The sequence below is a fragment of the Bradyrhizobium sp. AZCC 1721 genome (assembly GCF_036924715.1).
Classification (GTDB): domain Bacteria; phylum Pseudomonadota; class Alphaproteobacteria; order Rhizobiales; family Xanthobacteraceae; genus Bradyrhizobium.
On sequence record NZ_JAZHSB010000001.1, the window covers coordinates 6,008,138 to 6,022,803 of the forward strand.

Below are 14,666 nucleotides of genomic sequence, written 5' to 3' on the forward strand. Positions count from 1 at the left end.
GCGGCCAAAAGATTTGAACCGCTTACGACGGGCGTTTGCGCGGCCTCGGCGCTTTGCGTTGCTTTGGCGCAGGCCTCTTCGCCGCAACGCGATGCGCCGCCGCCAGTGCGGCGCGCGCCCACGCGGCAAGCTCATCGGGTTCGTCGAACAGCCGCTCCGGCGCGCGCCAGAACGCGAGGTCGATGGTCTGACCCTTCTTCACATAACTGAGCGGTGGAAACGCCTCGGCCTCTCTGAACGTCTCCCGGTTCTGGTCATCGACCCGGAAATAAAGCGTGTTCTCCGTCACCACGGCGAACATCAGCCCGGCGCAGAACACACCGGTCGCGCCGAACATCGGCCGCATGGTGAGACGGCCAAGCGGCGCGAACTGCTCGCGCAGAAACTCGGCATAGCTTTCGCTGACAGTCACTCCGCGGCCACTTCCTGCAATCGCCCCGACGTTCCCCGCAAGGGTCATGCATCAGATTTTCTAAGTCAATCGTTCAATTTATCTCGGTTGCGCTCGCCTCGCCGGCAGCCGAATCTCGCTGAAGGTCGGGAAACCAAAGGATACTGCGATGAACGTGCTCGACGATTATATGGTCGATCCTCGCCTGTCGCTGTTGGACAAAACGCGGATCCAGGCGCAGGTGCTGGTGCCGATGCTGCGGGCGCTGCGCGCGGAACTGGGCCAGGAAAAGGCTGACGCGATTGCGCGACAAGCCTTGCGCGACTGGTCGAAGGCGCTGTTCGCCGCCATCGGCGAGAACGTCGAGGGCAGCGCGCGGCGCAAATGGGCCACCATGCATACCGCGCTTGCCGAAGTTACCGAGCGGGAAGTAACGGTCGAGATGCGCCGGCACGATGAGGCGGCGCTGGAATTCGACGTCACGCATTGCCGGTTCGCGGAATTCTTCCGCGCGCTGGGCGAGCCGGAACTCGGCGCTCTGCTGGTCTGCGCCACCGATTTCGATATCGCGGCAGCCGGCGGCAACGAGGTCAGCCTCAGGCGCGACCAAACGCTGATGCAGGGCGCGCCGAGCTGCACGTTCCGCTACGCATTCGCACCGCGATCATGATCTGCGCCACCGTCGACGCTGCAGAAATCTCGTGAAAAACGCCTTTAGTTGCGTATGATATGCCGCAAGCGGCCTGGCTTGACCGGGCTCACGAGGGAGAGCGCAGATGGCAGCGGCAGCGGAGCAGGTTTTGCCCTGGCTCGGGGCACGCTCATTCGCCTCCTTAAAGGAAGAGTTCGACCGCAGCGGTTACCTGATCTTCGAACGTGTTCTTGCGCCCGACCGCGTGGCCGAAATCCGCGCGGCGCTGGCGCCGCATCTGGCGCGCGATCTGTTCGGCCGCAACGATTTCGAAGGTACCAGAACCAACCGCGTGTATGCTCTGCTGGCGAAAGCGCCTGTCTTCGCCGAGCTCGCGATCCATCCGCTCGCGATGGCCTTTGTGGAAGCCGAACTCGGCGAGAGCTGCCTGTTGTCTGCTCTGCTCGCGATCAATCTCCATCCCGGCGAGACCGTCCAGCCCTGGCATTTCGACGACAGCGGCGTGAAGATTCCGCGCCCCCGCCCCGCCCTTGGCATCAGCACGTTCTGGGCGATCGATGATACGACCGAGCAAAATGGCGCCACCGAAATCATTCCCGGAAGCCATCTGTGGGACGGGCAATATATCGAGGGCGCGGTGAAGCCAACTCATTTCACTAACGAAGCCGGTCACGAGGAAGGCGACAGGCCTGACGCCGTGAAGCTGATCATGCCATCCGGCTCGCTGGCCATCACCAAGGGAACGCTATGGCACCGTGGTGGCGCCAACCGGTCGGACCAGCCGCGCCTGATCATCACGCCGCAATATTGCGTGGGCTGGGTGCGGCAACTCGAGAACATGGCGCTCGCGGTCCCTGCCGAGGTCGCCAGCAAATTGCCCGAGCGCGCTCGCGAATTGATCGGTTATTCGATCCATCCGCCGTTCATGGGCTATGTCGATGGCGTTCATCCCAGGCGGCTGCTGCGGGCGCAGTGACGTGATGCAAGCAAAGGCGCGAGCGCGACGATCGAACTCGAACTCGTAGGATGGGTTGAGCTCTTGCGAAACCCATCGCCTTTCCAAAGACGATGGGTTTCGCGGAGTCCTTCACCGGGCCGGCCGAAGGCGGACCTGTAGGCTCAACCCATCCTACGCTCAGCCTTTATGCGTATTTTACTCCGCGGCGGCCGCGGACCTCGCCGCTGCCCGTGCGCCCGCATCGAACACGATTCCCTCATACCCGCTATCGGCAACTTCGGTGATCGCCGCGACATATTTCGGCGTGCCGCCATTATAAACGAGATACCGAGTCTTGCCGTGCTCGTGGCCGGGGATATTGGAATTGTAGCCGGTGAACCACGACTTGGCTTTGCGCATCAGCATGATGGCGTACATCTTGGTCACGTGCGCGGTCCAGCGCGCCTGCGCTTCGGCCGTTGGCTCGGCCCGCGTGTAGCCGCGGTCCCACATGTGGCCGAGCAGGCCCATGCACCAGCCGACGCCGTTCTCGATGCCGCGCGGAAAATTCGTCGAAGCCGAACCGCTTTGCGGCCCGGTCGGCATCAGCAAGTTCGGAAAGCCATGCGCCATCATGCCGAGAAAGGTCGAGGGTCCCTCGCGCCATTCGTCGGCGAGCTTCACTCCGCCGACGCCGGCGATGTCGATCGCGTCGAATGCACCGGTGATGGCATCGAAGCCGGTGGAGTAAACGATGATATCGAGCTCGTAATCGCGCGCGCTGGTGCGCAGGCCCGTTTCGGTGACTCGCAGAATCGGCGTCTCGCTGATGTCGACGAGATGCACATTGTCACGGTTGTAGGCCTCGAGATAATTGGTCTCCAGCGGCACCCGCTGCACGCCAAAACCGTGATCCTTCGGAATCAGCTTTTCCGCCGTCACCGGGTCCTTCACGCGGCTTCGGATGCGATCGGCGACGTAAGCGGAAAACTCGGCATTGGCCGCCTCGTCGGTAAAAATCTCGCGAAAATTGCTGAGCCAGATCCCGAAGCCGGGCTCGTCATAGAGCTTGTTCCACAGCGCGATCCGCTCCTCGCGGGTGGCTTCATAGAAGCCGCGCCGGTCCGGCTCGTGCTCGAAGCCGCCGGGCGTGCGCTTGCAGGCGGCAAAGATTTCATCGTAGCGCGAACGGATGTCGGCCATTTCCTCGTCCGAGATCGGACTATTGTTCAGCGGCGCGCTCCAGTTCGGACGCCGCTGAAACACAGTGAGTTCGCCGACCTTGTCGGCGATCTCGCCGATCACCTGGATCGCGGTGGCGCCGGTGCCGATGATGCCGACCTTCTTGCCGGAGAGTTCAACCGGCTCGTGCGGCCAATAGAAGGTATGGAACGAACGCCCCTTGAACGTCTCCATGCCCTCAAGCCGCGGCAGCGTCGGTACCGAGAGCAACCCGACCGCAAGAATGAGGAATCGGCAGCTCAGTTCACGCCCATCGTCGAGCCGGAGCCGCCACAGATGACAGCCCTCGTCGAACGCCGCCGCTTCCACCTTGCGGTTGAACCGCATGTATTTGCGCAAATCGAACTTGTCGGCGACATAGTTGAGGTAGCGAAGATTCTCCGGCTGGCTCGAAAACCGCTCCTGCCAGTGCCACTCGTTGAGCAGCTCTTTCGAGAACGAATAGCCTTAGGTGTAGCTCTCGGAATCGAAGCGCGCGCCGGGATAGCGGTTCCAGTACCAGGTTCCCCCGAGATCGGGGGCGGCATCGAGCACGAGGGCATCCACGTCGAGATCGGCCAGCCGCTTGATCTGGTAAATGCCCGACACGCCCGCGCCGACGACAACGACCTCGTAGTGCGACTTGATCTCCCCAGTCATGCGCGCCCTCTCCATTGATTATTTCGGCGTCGATTGTCTCCGCGCGGCGGCTCTTATGATGCCAACTATCCGCGTCCAGCACTTGCGTCAGGATGCCGGATTGTGCGGGAAAATCAGCCTGAAACATTGTTTGAAAGTAGACTCGGCAGGCCGCCGTGAGGTGACCGCCTCAAGCACCGGGAGCGCCGCCGATCTGCGCATGCAACTGCGCGACATACGGATCCTCGATCTCCAACGCCTGCAACTGCGTCGCCAGTTGCAGGAGGTATTCGCGGTTGGTGCCGAGAACGCCCTTCCCGGTCGCGATCATCGCGGCGGTCTCGGCGAGCGGCAGTTCGCCGACATAACTCGGGTGCGAGCGGTTGGAGGTGAAGGCGAGTGCGGTGATTGGTCCCTGCGGCGTCGTCATCGGCACCATCGCCGGCGCATAGCCGCCGCGCAGCATTTCGCGGCGCCACAGGATCGCGGTCTCGGCATGGACAGAATCGGCCGCAATGCGGAACGCCAGCCCGCGGCAACATCCCAATTGCGGCTCGAGCGAGAGCATCAGCGCCGGATAGTCGTGCGATCCCCGACCGAGATTGATCTTCAGCGTGAAGCGGCGCTGATAATTTTCGACGTCGGCGAGCCGGACTTCGGCGAAGTGAAAGCCGGGGTCCCACATCAGCGAACCGTAGGAGTAGACCCAGAGGTCGTCGCCATCAGGATGATCGCCGAGCACCGCAAGCCGCGACGCCTCGATCGCTTCGTCCGACAGCCGCCAGCCTGCCGGCCATCCCGCGGCCCGCGCCCGCTGCTCCCACATCGAAAACATCTTTGGCGTCAGGCGCAGCAGCGACTTTTCCGGGTGCGTTACCCGGGCCCGCAGCTCCGGCAGATGAATAAATGCGTCGGCGGTCAAGCCAGTATGCTCCTTTGTGGATACGGTCATCGTTCGCAATGTGCCATTGTCCGACGCAAGACGCCAACACGAAGACGGGCGATGCGAATTCCCAGCATGTCATTCTGTCATGGCTGGCCTGAGATTTTTAGGGTGTAATGACGTCGACGAGATCTTCTGCCCGACCGGCAACCAGACACGTTACAGGGAATCAAAGGCAATCCGATGCGCGACCAGTTCTCCAATACCCAAGCGGTACGCAAGCCGGCCGTCACTTCCAGAGGCGGCATCGTCGCTGCGCAATCAAGCAGGGCGGCGCAGGTGGGGGCCGAGGTGCTGGCCGCGGGCGGCGACTGCATCGATGCCGTGATCGCGACGACGTTTGCACTTGGCGTTCTGGAGCCCTGGATGAGCGGGGTCGGCGGCGGCGGCGCGATGGTGCTCTACCGGGCGGGCGAACGCCGTTATGAGGTGATCGACTACGGCATGCGGGCGCCGCTGAGCCTGCGGGTGGAAGATTATCCGCTGACCGGCGGTGGCGCGGCTTCCGACATCTTCCCCTGGCCGCGGGTAAAGGACGACCGCAACATTCATGGCCCCAGTTCGATCGCCGTGCCCGGCGTGGTCGCCGGCATGGAAGAGGCGCACCGCCGCTACGCCAAACTGCCGTGGAAGGAGTTGCTGGCGCCGAGCATTGCACTTGCCGGCGAAGGGCTTGCGGTCGACTGGTGGACCACGGTGATGATTTCGAGCGCGGCAGCAGACTTGCGGCGCTACCCCGCGAGCGCCGCCGCCTATCTCCAGGACGGCCTGCCGCCGAACCCGCAATGGGGCATCAGGTCCAAGGTCCGCATGCCGCAGGATCGGCTCAAGGCCACGATGGCGCAACTCGCCAGCGCCGGCCCGCGCGACTTCTACGAAGGCGATCTGGCGCAAAGCCTCGCCGCCGACATTCAGGCCCTCGGCGGCGCGCTGTCGGCCGAGGATCTCAAGCCATTTCGGGGCATTGTGCGCGAGCCGCTGGCGATCCCCTATCGCGGCGGCGAGGTGTTCGCGACGCCCGAACTCACCGCCGGGCCGACGCTGGCGCGCACGCTTCGTCTGCTGCAGGAAAATCTCGAGCCTGCGCGCAGCGGACCGGACGCCGCGGCCTACATCGCCTATGCATCGGCGCTGCAAAAAGCGTATCGCGAACGCCTCAAGGACATGGGCGATGAAGACGGCAGGCGCGCGCTCGGCGCCGAAGCGCTGGCGCCTGCCTGCACCACGCATTTTTCCGCCGTCGATCGCGACGGCAACATGGCCGCGGTAACGCAAACCTTGCTGTCCACCTTCGGCTCCAAATTCGTGACGAACCAGACCGGCATCACCATGAACAACGGCATCATGTGGTTCGACCCGACCCCGGGCACGCCGAATTCGCTGGCACCGGGCAAGCGGTGCCTTACCAACTACACGCCCGTGCTGGCGCAGGCGGCGGACGGAAGGCGCGTCGCGGCCGGGGCTTCGGGCGGCCGGCGCATTCTGCCGGCGGTAAGCCAGCTTCTGTCCTTCGTGATGGATTACGGCATGGATCTCGATGCCGCAATCCATCAGCCGCGCATTGACGCCAGCGAAGGCGCGATCGTGATCGGCGACGTCCGCCTGCCGCAGGCCGCGCGCGAAGCGCTGGGCTCGCGTTTCGATTACGAGGAGGCGCGCATCCAGAACCTGCCGATGAAGTTCGCCTGCCCCAGCGTGGTGCTGCGCGACGGCGGAACCAACAGCGGTGCCACCGAGCCGTTCCACGCCTGGAGCGAGGCAGTGGCGGAGGGATAGAAAGCGGACAGGCCTCCGGGGAGCGGCGCGGCAATGACAAAATGCCGCTCAACCGGAAAAGTGCGGCAGATCGGATGCCGCACTTTCCATTTCTAACCGGCTGACGTGGCGGCCTCTTGCGAGACCAGACGCACCCGCTTACCGCGCCTGTGGCTCAAGCGTAACCGTGCACTCGCCGCCTTGCATGGTGACCACGATCTGTCCTTCCGAGGCGCCCAGTGCAATCGGGTTCGTCGATCCACCGCCGCCCGGCGCACGAACGCTTACGCTGATCGAATCCTGCGGTGCGGTCGAACCAACCGTCGTGGGCGAGACCTCAGTAAGATTGCCCGCGGTATCCCGCCGCATGATACGGCAGGGCGCACCGCCGGCCTGAGCCATCGCGTCGGCCGCACGTCCACTGCCGGCGGCCTCGCCGCCTGCAGCGCGAATGCGCGACGTGTCACGGGGGATATGGCTCACGATCCGCTGCGTGCGGGGTTCGACGATCACGATTTCCTCCTCGGTCGTGAAGTAATCGTAGCCGCGGTACTGCGGCTCGATCGACACGATCGTGGGTGGCAGCCGTTGCACCCGCACATGGCGCGGGAGCCGCTCGCCGACCCGGATCGAGATGTTGAGATTGCGCTGCGGCGGCGCGAGACGTTCGCGGGTCAGCGTCTCGGAGATGCGCACCTGCTTCTCGGTCGAGATCTGCTGGCGGTCCTGCGTCTGGCTGGCCTGGGTCTGTGTGCGCGTGGCGTCAGTCGCGGTCGCCGGCCGGTCCTTGCTCTGTTCAGCCGCATCCTTCGAGGTTCTGTCCTGTTGATCGCGGCTCGGCTCCTTCTGCGTGGTGGTTGCGCCCTCGCGCTCCTTCTGGGATGTCGTTGTTCCGCTCTTGGTCCTCTCGGACTCGGCGGTGCCCTTGGTTCTGTCTTTGGCACTGTCCTTAGCGCTCTCCTTGGCATCGCGGCCGCGATCGGCCTCCCGATCGCCCGGGCGGGCGCCCTTGGTTTGCTCCGTGGCCCTCTTCGCGTCATCGCCGCGGCCACGCTTGCTGTCTTCGCTCGCAGCCGTTGGACGCTCGGCCCCAGGTGCAGCTTTGCCCTTCTCTCCTGCCTGCCGGGAACCGGGTCCTCTTTCCTCACGACCCGCCGCGCCTTGAGCCTTCTGTTCCGCACCCTTCTCGGCGCCCTTGGCGCGTTCCTGCGCTCGCTCGGCGCCGCGTTCTTGCGATGCAGCACCCTTGCCACGATCGCTCGGCTGCATCTGCTTCGGTTCCTCGCTTCTCCCGCCCGGGGCCTGGCCATACGATAGCCCCGGTGCCAGCATCAGGCAGATAATCCCAGTCGATAACAGTAACTGCTTGCGCATCTTGACCTCCTCGAAATCGGCCCTGCGCTAGCGAACGTTCGCGGGGGATGGAAGGTTCCGTCGAAGGCGGGCGATGTCTCGGTTTGGCTGTTTGAGGGCTGCGCGGCCGCGGCGTCAGATTCCCAGCCGGTCCCGCACCCGCCCGGCCAGTACGGCCGCGGTGACGCCGAGCGGCCAGAACGCGTGCATCGCCATCGGCTTGATGCCTGAGATCGGCATATCGATCACAGCATCTCTTCCGCCAACGAGACGGCGCGCGAGCTGTGCACCCATCGCGGTCGAGAGCGCGACGCCGCGGCCGTTGCAGCCGAGCGAGATCAGAAGATTCTTCGCCGGCTCATGCACATGGGGATAATGATCGGGCGTGATCGCGAGCCGACTATTCCAGCCGTGCGTCCAGGTCACGCCTTTCAGCCGCGGCCACAGCCGTTCGGCATAGCGGATGAGATAGGCGACATCGCCAGGCTTGCTGATCCAGCGCATCGGCCCACGTCCGCCCATCAGCAAACGATTATGCGCATCGATCCGGTAATACACCGTGATGTAGCCGCTCTCGTACAACACCGAACGCGTCGGCATGATTTCGCGCGCGACCTCCTCGGATAGAGGCGCGGTGGCCGCAATCGATGAAAACACCGGCACGATAGTGCGGCGGAGGCCCGGCCACAGATCGTCCGTGAATCCGTTGGTTGCCAGCAGCACTTTTTCGGCGCGCACGATCCCGCGCGGCGTCTCGACGCGCCAATGCGCGCCTTCACGCGACAACGAAAGCGCCGGCGTCTCGCCATGGACGGCTGCGCCGGCCGCGATCGCGGCGCGCGCCAACCCGCGCGCATAGCTCAGCGGATGCAGGTCGCCACCGCGATTGTCCAGCATGGCGCAGAGATAGCGGCCGGTACCGGTCACCTCCCGCATCTGCTCGCGATTCAAGAGCGTCACCGGCATGCCGCGCCGGATGCACTGCTTTGCCGTGTTTTCGATTCCCCTGGCGCTCGCCTCGTTGTAGGCCGCGCGCAGCGTGCCGTTCTGCCTTGCTTCGCACGGAATCTGGTAGCGGCGGATCAGGTCGAACGTGTAGTTGGTGGTGCCGTAGGAAAACGCGATCATCCGGCCGCCCAGTTCGGCGCCGAAATCGGCCTCGATCTGGTCGGGGTCGTGCTTGAGGCCCGGATTGACCTGGCCGCCATTGTTGCCCGAAGCGCCCCAGCCCGGCTGTTGCGCTTCCAGCACGATCGCATTCACGCCCTGCTCGGCCAGATGCAATGCGGTGGACAGCCCGGTGAAACCGCCGCCGATGATCGCGACCGCAACGTCCTTGTCTCCATCGAGCGGCGGCGTCGGTGCCGGCGCGACCGCCGTATCGGCGTAGAGACTTGGCGGCAGCGGCAGTCGGATGGGCGCATTCATGCTGGCGAACTCAGAGCGGATGCAGCACGCGCCGCAAAAAATCCTGCGTGCGCGTATGCTGCGGTTGATTGAGCACGGACTTCGCCGGCCCCTGCTCGACGATCACGCCGCCGTCGATGAACAGTACGCGGTCGGCGACATCTCCGGCAAATCCCATCTCGTGGGTGACGACGACCATGGTCATGCCGTCGTCGGCGAGCTTCCGCATCACCGAGAGCACGTCACCGACCAGTTCGGGATCGAGCGCCGAAGTCGGCTCGTCGAACAGGATCGCCTTCGGCTGCATCGCAAGTGCGCGGGCAATCGCAACACGCTGTTGCTGACCGCCGGAGAGTTGCGGCGGATAGCTGTCGGCCTTTTCGGCGAGCCCCACCTGCGCCAGCAGCGCGCGGCCACGCTCCAGCGCCTCGGCGCGCGGCTCCTTCTTCACATAGAGCGGCCCCTCGATGACGTTTTCCAGCGCGGTACGGTGCGGAAACAGGTAGAAGCGCTGGAACACCATCGAGACTTGCGTCCGGATCGCTACGATCGAGGGCGCGCTGCGATCGACCCGCGCGCCTTCGACGAGGATGTCGCCGCTGTCATAGCTCTCCAGCCCGTTGATGCAGCGCAGGATGGTGGATTTGCCGGAGCCTGACGGGCCGATGACGCAGACAACCTCGCCCTTCTCGACGGAAGCCGTGATGCCCTTGAGCACCTCGACCTTGCCAAAACTCTTGTGAACGTTGCTGAGCTCGATCATTTGTGGCCCGCGCGCTTCTCGAAGTGACGGACCAGAAGAATGAGCGGGATGCTCATGGTGAGATACATCAGCGCCACAAGTGTGAACACGCTGGTGTTCTTGAAGGTGGAGGACGCGATCAGCTTGCCCTGCAGGGCGAGTTCGGCGACCGTGATGGTCGAAGCTTGCGACGAATCCTTCAGCATCATGATCATGATGTTGCCGTAGGGAGGCAACACGATCTTCACCGCTTGCGGCAGCACCACGCGGCGCATGGTCTGCCACCAACCCATGCCGATCGCCTGCGCCGCCTCGATCTGTCCCCTGTCGATCGCCTCGATCCCGGCGCGGAAATTCTCCGCCTGGTAGGCCGAATAGGCGATGCCGAGGCCTAAGATCGCCGCCTGCAGCGCCGTCAGCGTGAGGCCGAGTTCGGGCATCACGAAGTAGAGATAGAACAGCATGACGATGATCGGGATGCCGCGGATCACGTTGATCAGCCCGGCGCTGACCCCCGAGAAAATGCCGATACCGGATACCCGCATCAAGGCCCAGACCAGGCCGAGCGCGGTCGACAGCAAGAGCGAGCCGATGGTGACGATGACCGTCAACGCCACGCCGCTCATCAGGATCGGCAGGAACTCGGTCGCGTCGCGCCAGAACGCCTGCATCAGGCACCCTGCGCCTTGAGGCCCCATTTATCGAGGATCTTTTCGACCGTGCCGTTCGCCTTCAGCTTCGCCAGCGAGGCATTGATCTTGGCGAGCAGCTCGGTATCGCCCTTGCGCACGCCGATGCCGACAGAACCGACGGTCGCGGGCTTGTAGCTCTCGACAATGCGCGCCTCAGGGAAGCCGCCTTGCTTCAGGTTGTAGGCGAGGATCGGATAATCGGCGAAGCCGGCCTTCAGCCGGCCGGCGTTCACGTCGCGCAGAATATCGGGAATGGTGTCGTAGGCCTTCACCTCGCTGAACAGTCCCGACTTTTTCAGCGCATCGACGAACGCCGTACCGACCTGCGCGCCGACCACTTCGCCTTTCAGATCGTCCTGCTTGGTGTACGTCTTCGTATCGCTCTTCGGCACCAGGAGGCCCTCGCCGTAGCTGTAGAACGGCTCGGAGAAATCGATCACTTCCTTGCGCGCGGGCGTAACGAACATCGCCGCTGAGATGATGTCGATCTTGTTCGAGGTAAGCGAGGCAATCAGGGTCGAGAACTGCATCGGCTCGATCTGAACCTGGAAGCCGGCGTCCTTGCCGATCTCGGTGATGAGATCGACCATGATGCCCTGAATGCTGTTGGTCTTGGTATCGAGGAATGTGAAGGGTACGCCGGTCGGCGTCGAGCCCACCTTCAGTACTTTTTGCGCGGATGCCGGCATTGCGGCTGTGAGAACCAAGGCCGCCACCGCGGCCTGAACGAGACGCTTCAGAGCCATCGCACCACCTCCTGAAACTGCACGCCGCCCGGGCCCGCCCGCCTTAGACCAAAGAGTTGCGGGCAACGCCGTTCAGGCCTATTTTCACCAATATGAAATTGTGGCCACACTTCTCCAAGGTTTGCAAGCGATTTTCATGCACATGAAGGAAGCGGTCTGACGTGAGCGGCGGCAAGCGAATAAAGAAACCGGCGTTCAAGGCCAAGGCAAGGGCCAGGAAAAAGGCCGCCGGAAAGGCAACGGCCCGGCCGAAGGCGAAGACCGCCGTCAGGCCGGCCGAGCCGGCGATGGACCTTGCGGTCGGCCGCCGCATCCGCGACCTGCGCCGCGAGCACAAGCTCTCGCTGGAGACGATTGCGGCGAAGACCGATCTGTCGATCGGCTTTCTCAGCCAGATCGAGCGCGGGCTGTCGTCGCCTTCGCTCCGCGTGCTGGCGACGCTGGCCGACGTGCTTGGCGTCGGCATCGCCGCGCTGTTCGGCTCGCAGCCGAACGACGGGGCGGCATCCGGCGGTGTGGTGACGCGCGAAATGCAGCGCGCCGAACTGAAACTGTGGCGGACCGGCATCTCCAAGCAATTGCTGAGTCCGGCGGGTACTGAGAACCGCCTCAATCTGTTTCTCGTGCACATGGAGCCCGGCGGCAACACCGGCGATGAGCTTTACACGCATGACGGCGAGGAAGCGGGGCTGGTGCTGGAAGGCGAGATGACGCTGACCGTCGACGCCGAGTCCTGGTTGCTCAAGCGAGGAGACAGTTTTCGCTTTGCCAGCCGCCGCCCGCACCGCTTCTCAAATCCCGCGAAAGATGCGAAAGCGGTCGTGCTGTGGGTGAATTGCGTGACGCAGGCGTCATGAACAGTCTGGAACAAGGAATGGATCAAGCCCGAGAGGATTGGAGCCCACACAGCGCGCATTGGGGCGCCTTCGCGGCGCGGTGGAACGGCGCGACGCTGGATATCAAGCCGTACGAGCACGACCCGGCGCCCTCCCCGATGTTGCAGAATTTCAGCACGGCGATGCGCCACAAGGCCCGCATCCTGCGGCCGATGGTGCGCAAGGCGTGGCTGGAGCGAAGCGCACCCGCTCCGCGCGCCTTCGACCAGAAATTTGTCGCGTGCCCCTGGGACGAAGTGCTCGACCTGCTCGCAGGCGAATTGGCGCGGATCCGAACCGAATATGGCGCCGCCGCGGTCTATGGCGGCTCCTATGGCTGGGCCAGCGCCGGACGTTTCCACCACGCGCAGAGCCAGGTTCACCGCTTCCTGAACACCGCGTTCGGCGGCTACGTGCGTTCGGTGAACAGCTATAGTGCCGGTGCCTCGGCCGTGATCCTGCCGCATGTCCTCGGCGGCTTCGAGGGCATCTCGCGCCATAACGTGACGTGGGATCAGATCGCCGAGCATACCGATACGGTGCTGGCCTTCGGCGGCATGGCGCTGAAGAACTCGGACGTCGCAAGCGGCGGCATCAGCCGGCACATCGAGCGCGACGCTATGCAAAGGGCCGCGCGCCGTGGCGCCGTGTTCTACGGCATCGCTCCCTTGCGCGACGACATGCCGGAAGCGGCCGGCGCCCGGTGGATGCCGATCAAGGTCGGGACCGACGTCGCCCTGATGCTGGCACTCGCGCACACGCTCCTCGTCGAGGATCTGTGGGACAGCGGCTTTGTCGCACGCTATTGCACCGGCTTCGACATCTTCGAACGCTATCTGCTCGGCCGCGACGACCATACGCCAAAGGACGCGGCATGGGCCGCCGACATTACCGGCATTCCGGCCGGCACAATCGTCGACATCGCCCGCCGGCTGCCGCGCGGACGCACCTTGATCACGGTCTCGCATTCCCTGCAGCGGGCGCAATATGGCGAGCAACCGGTATGGATGGGCGTGGTGCTCGCGGCCATGCTGGGCCAGATCGGCCTGCCCGGCGGCGGATATAATTACGCGCTCGGTGCGCTCGGTCATACCGGACGCCGTCTCAACGCGGTTCCGATCCCGACGCTGTCGCAAGGCAAGAATGCTACCGCCGACTTCATCCCGGTCGCGCGTGTCGCCGACATGCTCCTCAATCCGGGACAAATGTTCGAATACAACGGCCGCACGATGCGGTATCCCGACATCAAGCTGGTCTACTGGGCGGGCGGCAACCCTTTCCATCATCACCAGGATATCAATCGGCTGCGGCAGGCCTTCAATGTCCCGCAAACCATTGTCGTGCACGAGAGCGCCTGGACGCCGATGGCTAAGTTTGCCGACATTGTGCTGCCGGCGACCATGACGTTGGAGCGCGACGATATCGGCGCCGCCGGCACCGATCCGAGGCTGGTCGCGATGCGCAAGGCCGTGGACCCGATTGGCGAAGCCCGCGACGATTTCGATATTTTTGCCGCGCTGTCGCGGCGATTGGGCGTCGAACAGGCCTTCACGGAAGGACGCGATACCAGGCAATGGCTGGCCCATCTTTACGAGCCGACGCGACGGGCGCTTGCCGATGCCGGTTGGGATGCGCCGGATTTCGACGAGTTCTGGCGGCGTGGCGAACTCGCGCTGCCATCGGCCCCTGATGACGGCGGCTTTCTGCGCGCCTTCCGCAACGATCCCGTCAAGAACAAGCTGCCCACGCCAAGCGGCAAGATCGAGATCTATTCGAAAATCATCGCAGGCTTCGGCTACGACGATTGCCCGCCGCACCCGGCATGGCTGCCGTCGACCGAACCGCCAGATCAGCGCCACCCGTTGACGCTGATCGCCAACCAGCCAGCGACCCGGCTGCACAGCCAGCTCGACTTCGGTGCGTACAGCCAGTCCAAAAAAATTGCCGGCCGGGAAGCCGTCCGTCTCAACCCCGTTGACGCGACGCGTCGCGGCATCGCCGATGGCGATATCGTCCGCCTGTTCAATGATCGGGGCGCGTGTCTGGCCGCCGCCGCCGTCTCAGACGACGTGATGCCCGGCGTGGTGCAATTGTCCACCGGCGCCTGGTACGATCCGCAAGCCGGCGCCGCAGAACATCCGCTCTGCGTTCATGGCAACCCGAACGTGCTCACCCGCGACATCGGCACCTCGCGGCTCGCGCAAGGTTGCTGCGGTCAGGTGACCGTGGTCGAGTGCGAGAAGTATTCGGGCACGCTGCCTCCGATTCGAGCCTTTGATCCTCCCGATCAGGAGTGATGAAGGCAACGACACC

14 protein-coding genes are annotated in these 14,666 nt (G+C 64.1%); 5 read left to right on the forward strand and 9 right to left on the reverse strand.

From position 1 onward, the window contains the following. Nucleotides 1-22 precede the first annotated feature (22 nt). Nucleotides 23-412: a TfoX/Sxy family protein gene (locus V1273_RS28660; RefSeq protein ID WP_334411635.1), complete on the reverse strand. Its 390-nt coding sequence runs from the start codon at nucleotides 410-412 to the stop codon at nucleotides 23-25. Nucleotides 413-560: 148 nt separating this feature from the next. Here V1273_RS28660 and V1273_RS28665 point away from each other — a divergent pair, with 148 nt between their 5' ends. Next, complete coding sequence (locus V1273_RS28665; RefSeq protein ID WP_334364725.1) at nucleotides 561-1,061, forward strand: L-2-amino-thiazoline-4-carboxylic acid hydrolase; 501 nt, start codon at nucleotides 561-563, stop codon at nucleotides 1,059-1,061. A gap of 106 nt (nucleotides 1,062-1,167) precedes the next feature. Continuing rightward, nucleotides 1,168-2,019, forward strand: coding sequence for a phytanoyl-CoA dioxygenase family protein (locus tag V1273_RS28670; protein WP_334380640.1), 852 nt, complete (start codon nucleotides 1,168-1,170; stop codon nucleotides 2,017-2,019). Nucleotides 2,020-2,196: 177 nt separating this feature from the next. On the opposite strand, the gene V1273_RS28675 is transcribed toward V1273_RS28670, so the two are convergent. The 3 genes from V1273_RS28675 to V1273_RS28685 form a co-directional block, all read right to left on the reverse strand. Continuing rightward, the gene (locus V1273_RS28675) at nucleotides 2,197-3,648 is read right to left on the reverse strand and encodes a flavin-containing monooxygenase (RefSeq protein WP_334412282.1); all 1,452 of its coding nucleotides are present in this window, start codon (nucleotides 3,646-3,648) and stop codon (nucleotides 2,197-2,199) included. 21 nt (nucleotides 3,649-3,669) lie between these two features. After that, complete coding sequence (locus tag V1273_RS28680; RefSeq protein ID WP_334411636.1) at nucleotides 3,670-3,861, reverse strand: NAD(P)-binding protein; 192 nt, start codon at nucleotides 3,859-3,861, stop codon at nucleotides 3,670-3,672. A gap of 169 nt (nucleotides 3,862-4,030) precedes the next feature. Then, complete coding sequence (locus V1273_RS28685; RefSeq protein ID WP_334364728.1) at nucleotides 4,031-4,762, reverse strand: gamma-glutamylcyclotransferase; 732 nt, start codon at nucleotides 4,760-4,762, stop codon at nucleotides 4,031-4,033. Nucleotides 4,763-4,966: 204 nt separating this feature from the next. On the opposite strand from V1273_RS28685, the gene V1273_RS28690 reads away from it, so the two are divergent. After that, nucleotides 4,967-6,559 (forward strand): gamma-glutamyltransferase family protein, encoded by a 1,593-nt coding sequence (locus V1273_RS28690; RefSeq protein WP_334380639.1) that lies wholly within the window; start codon nucleotides 4,967-4,969, stop codon nucleotides 6,557-6,559. A 138-nt stretch (nucleotides 6,560-6,697) separates the two neighbouring features. On the opposite strand, the gene V1273_RS28695 is transcribed toward V1273_RS28690, so the two are convergent. The 5 genes from V1273_RS28695 to V1273_RS28715 form a co-directional block, all read right to left on the reverse strand. Then, entirely contained in the window at nucleotides 6,698-7,912 is a 1,215-nt protein-coding gene (locus tag V1273_RS28695; protein ID WP_334380638.1) for a DUF1236 domain-containing protein, read from the reverse strand. A gap of 114 nt (nucleotides 7,913-8,026) precedes the next feature. Continuing rightward, a complete protein-coding gene (locus tag V1273_RS28700) occupies nucleotides 8,027-9,319 on the reverse strand; it encodes an NAD(P)/FAD-dependent oxidoreductase (RefSeq protein WP_334380637.1) in 1,293 nt (430 codons plus the stop codon). A gap of 10 nt (nucleotides 9,320-9,329) precedes the next feature. Further along, nucleotides 9,330-10,061: an amino acid ABC transporter ATP-binding protein gene (locus tag V1273_RS28705; protein ID WP_334411637.1), complete on the reverse strand. Its 732-nt coding sequence runs from the start codon at nucleotides 10,059-10,061 to the stop codon at nucleotides 9,330-9,332. Continuing rightward, nucleotides 10,058-10,711, reverse strand: a complete 654-nt coding sequence (locus tag V1273_RS28710) for an amino acid ABC transporter permease (protein ID WP_334411638.1) — start codon at nucleotides 10,709-10,711, stop codon at nucleotides 10,058-10,060. Before V1273_RS28710 ends, V1273_RS28705 begins: the two co-directional genes overlap by 4 nt. Next, entirely contained in the window at nucleotides 10,711-11,478 is a 768-nt protein-coding gene (locus V1273_RS28715; protein WP_083754544.1) for an ABC transporter substrate-binding protein, read from the reverse strand. Before V1273_RS28715 ends, V1273_RS28710 begins: the two co-directional genes overlap by 1 nt. Before the next feature lie 161 nt (nucleotides 11,479-11,639). Here V1273_RS28715 and V1273_RS28720 point away from each other — a divergent pair, with 161 nt between their 5' ends. Both V1273_RS28720 and V1273_RS28725 read left to right on the forward strand, forming a co-directional pair. Then, on the forward strand, nucleotides 11,640-12,335 hold the full coding sequence (locus tag V1273_RS28720; protein WP_334411639.1) for a cupin domain-containing protein: 696 nt from the start codon (nucleotides 11,640-11,642) through the stop codon (nucleotides 12,333-12,335). Between the two features lie 17 nt (nucleotides 12,336-12,352). Continuing rightward, nucleotides 12,353-14,650 (forward strand): molybdopterin-dependent oxidoreductase, encoded by a 2,298-nt coding sequence (locus V1273_RS28725; RefSeq protein ID WP_334411640.1) that lies wholly within the window; start codon nucleotides 12,353-12,355, stop codon nucleotides 14,648-14,650. Nucleotides 14,651-14,666: the final 16 nt, after the last annotated feature.

Excerpts from the sequence above, each read along its gene's own strand:
- V1273_RS28665 (WP_334364725.1), top strand. The coding sequence starts at position 561 with ATGAACGTGCTCGACGATTATATGGTCGATCCTCGCCTGTCGCTGTTG.
- V1273_RS28670 (WP_334380640.1), top strand. The coding sequence starts at position 1,168 with ATGGCAGCGGCAGCGGAGCAGGTTTTGCCCTGGCTCGGGGCACGCTCA.
- V1273_RS28680 (WP_334411636.1), bottom strand. The coding sequence starts at position 3,861 with ATGACTGGGGAGATCAAGTCGCACTACGAGGTCGTTGTCGTCGGCGCG.
- V1273_RS28690 (WP_334380639.1), top strand. The coding sequence starts at position 4,967 with ATGCGCGACCAGTTCTCCAATACCCAAGCGGTACGCAAGCCGGCCGTC.
- V1273_RS28695 (WP_334380638.1), bottom strand. The coding sequence starts at position 7,912 with ATGCGCAAGCAGTTACTGTTATCGACTGGGATTATCTGCCTGATGCTG.
- V1273_RS28700 (WP_334380637.1), bottom strand. The coding sequence starts at position 9,319 with ATGAATGCGCCCATCCGACTGCCGCTGCCGCCAAGTCTCTACGCCGAT.
- V1273_RS28705 (WP_334411637.1), bottom strand. The coding sequence starts at position 10,061 with ATGATCGAGCTCAGCAACGTTCACAAGAGTTTTGGCAAGGTCGAGGTG.
- V1273_RS28710 (WP_334411638.1), bottom strand. The coding sequence starts at position 10,711 with ATGCAGGCGTTCTGGCGCGACGCGACCGAGTTCCTGCCGATCCTGATG.
- V1273_RS28715 (WP_083754544.1), bottom strand. The coding sequence starts at position 11,478 with ATGGCTCTGAAGCGTCTCGTTCAGGCCGCGGTGGCGGCCTTGGTTCTC.
- V1273_RS28725 (WP_334411640.1), top strand. The coding sequence starts at position 12,353 with ATGGATCAAGCCCGAGAGGATTGGAGCCCACACAGCGCGCATTGGGGC.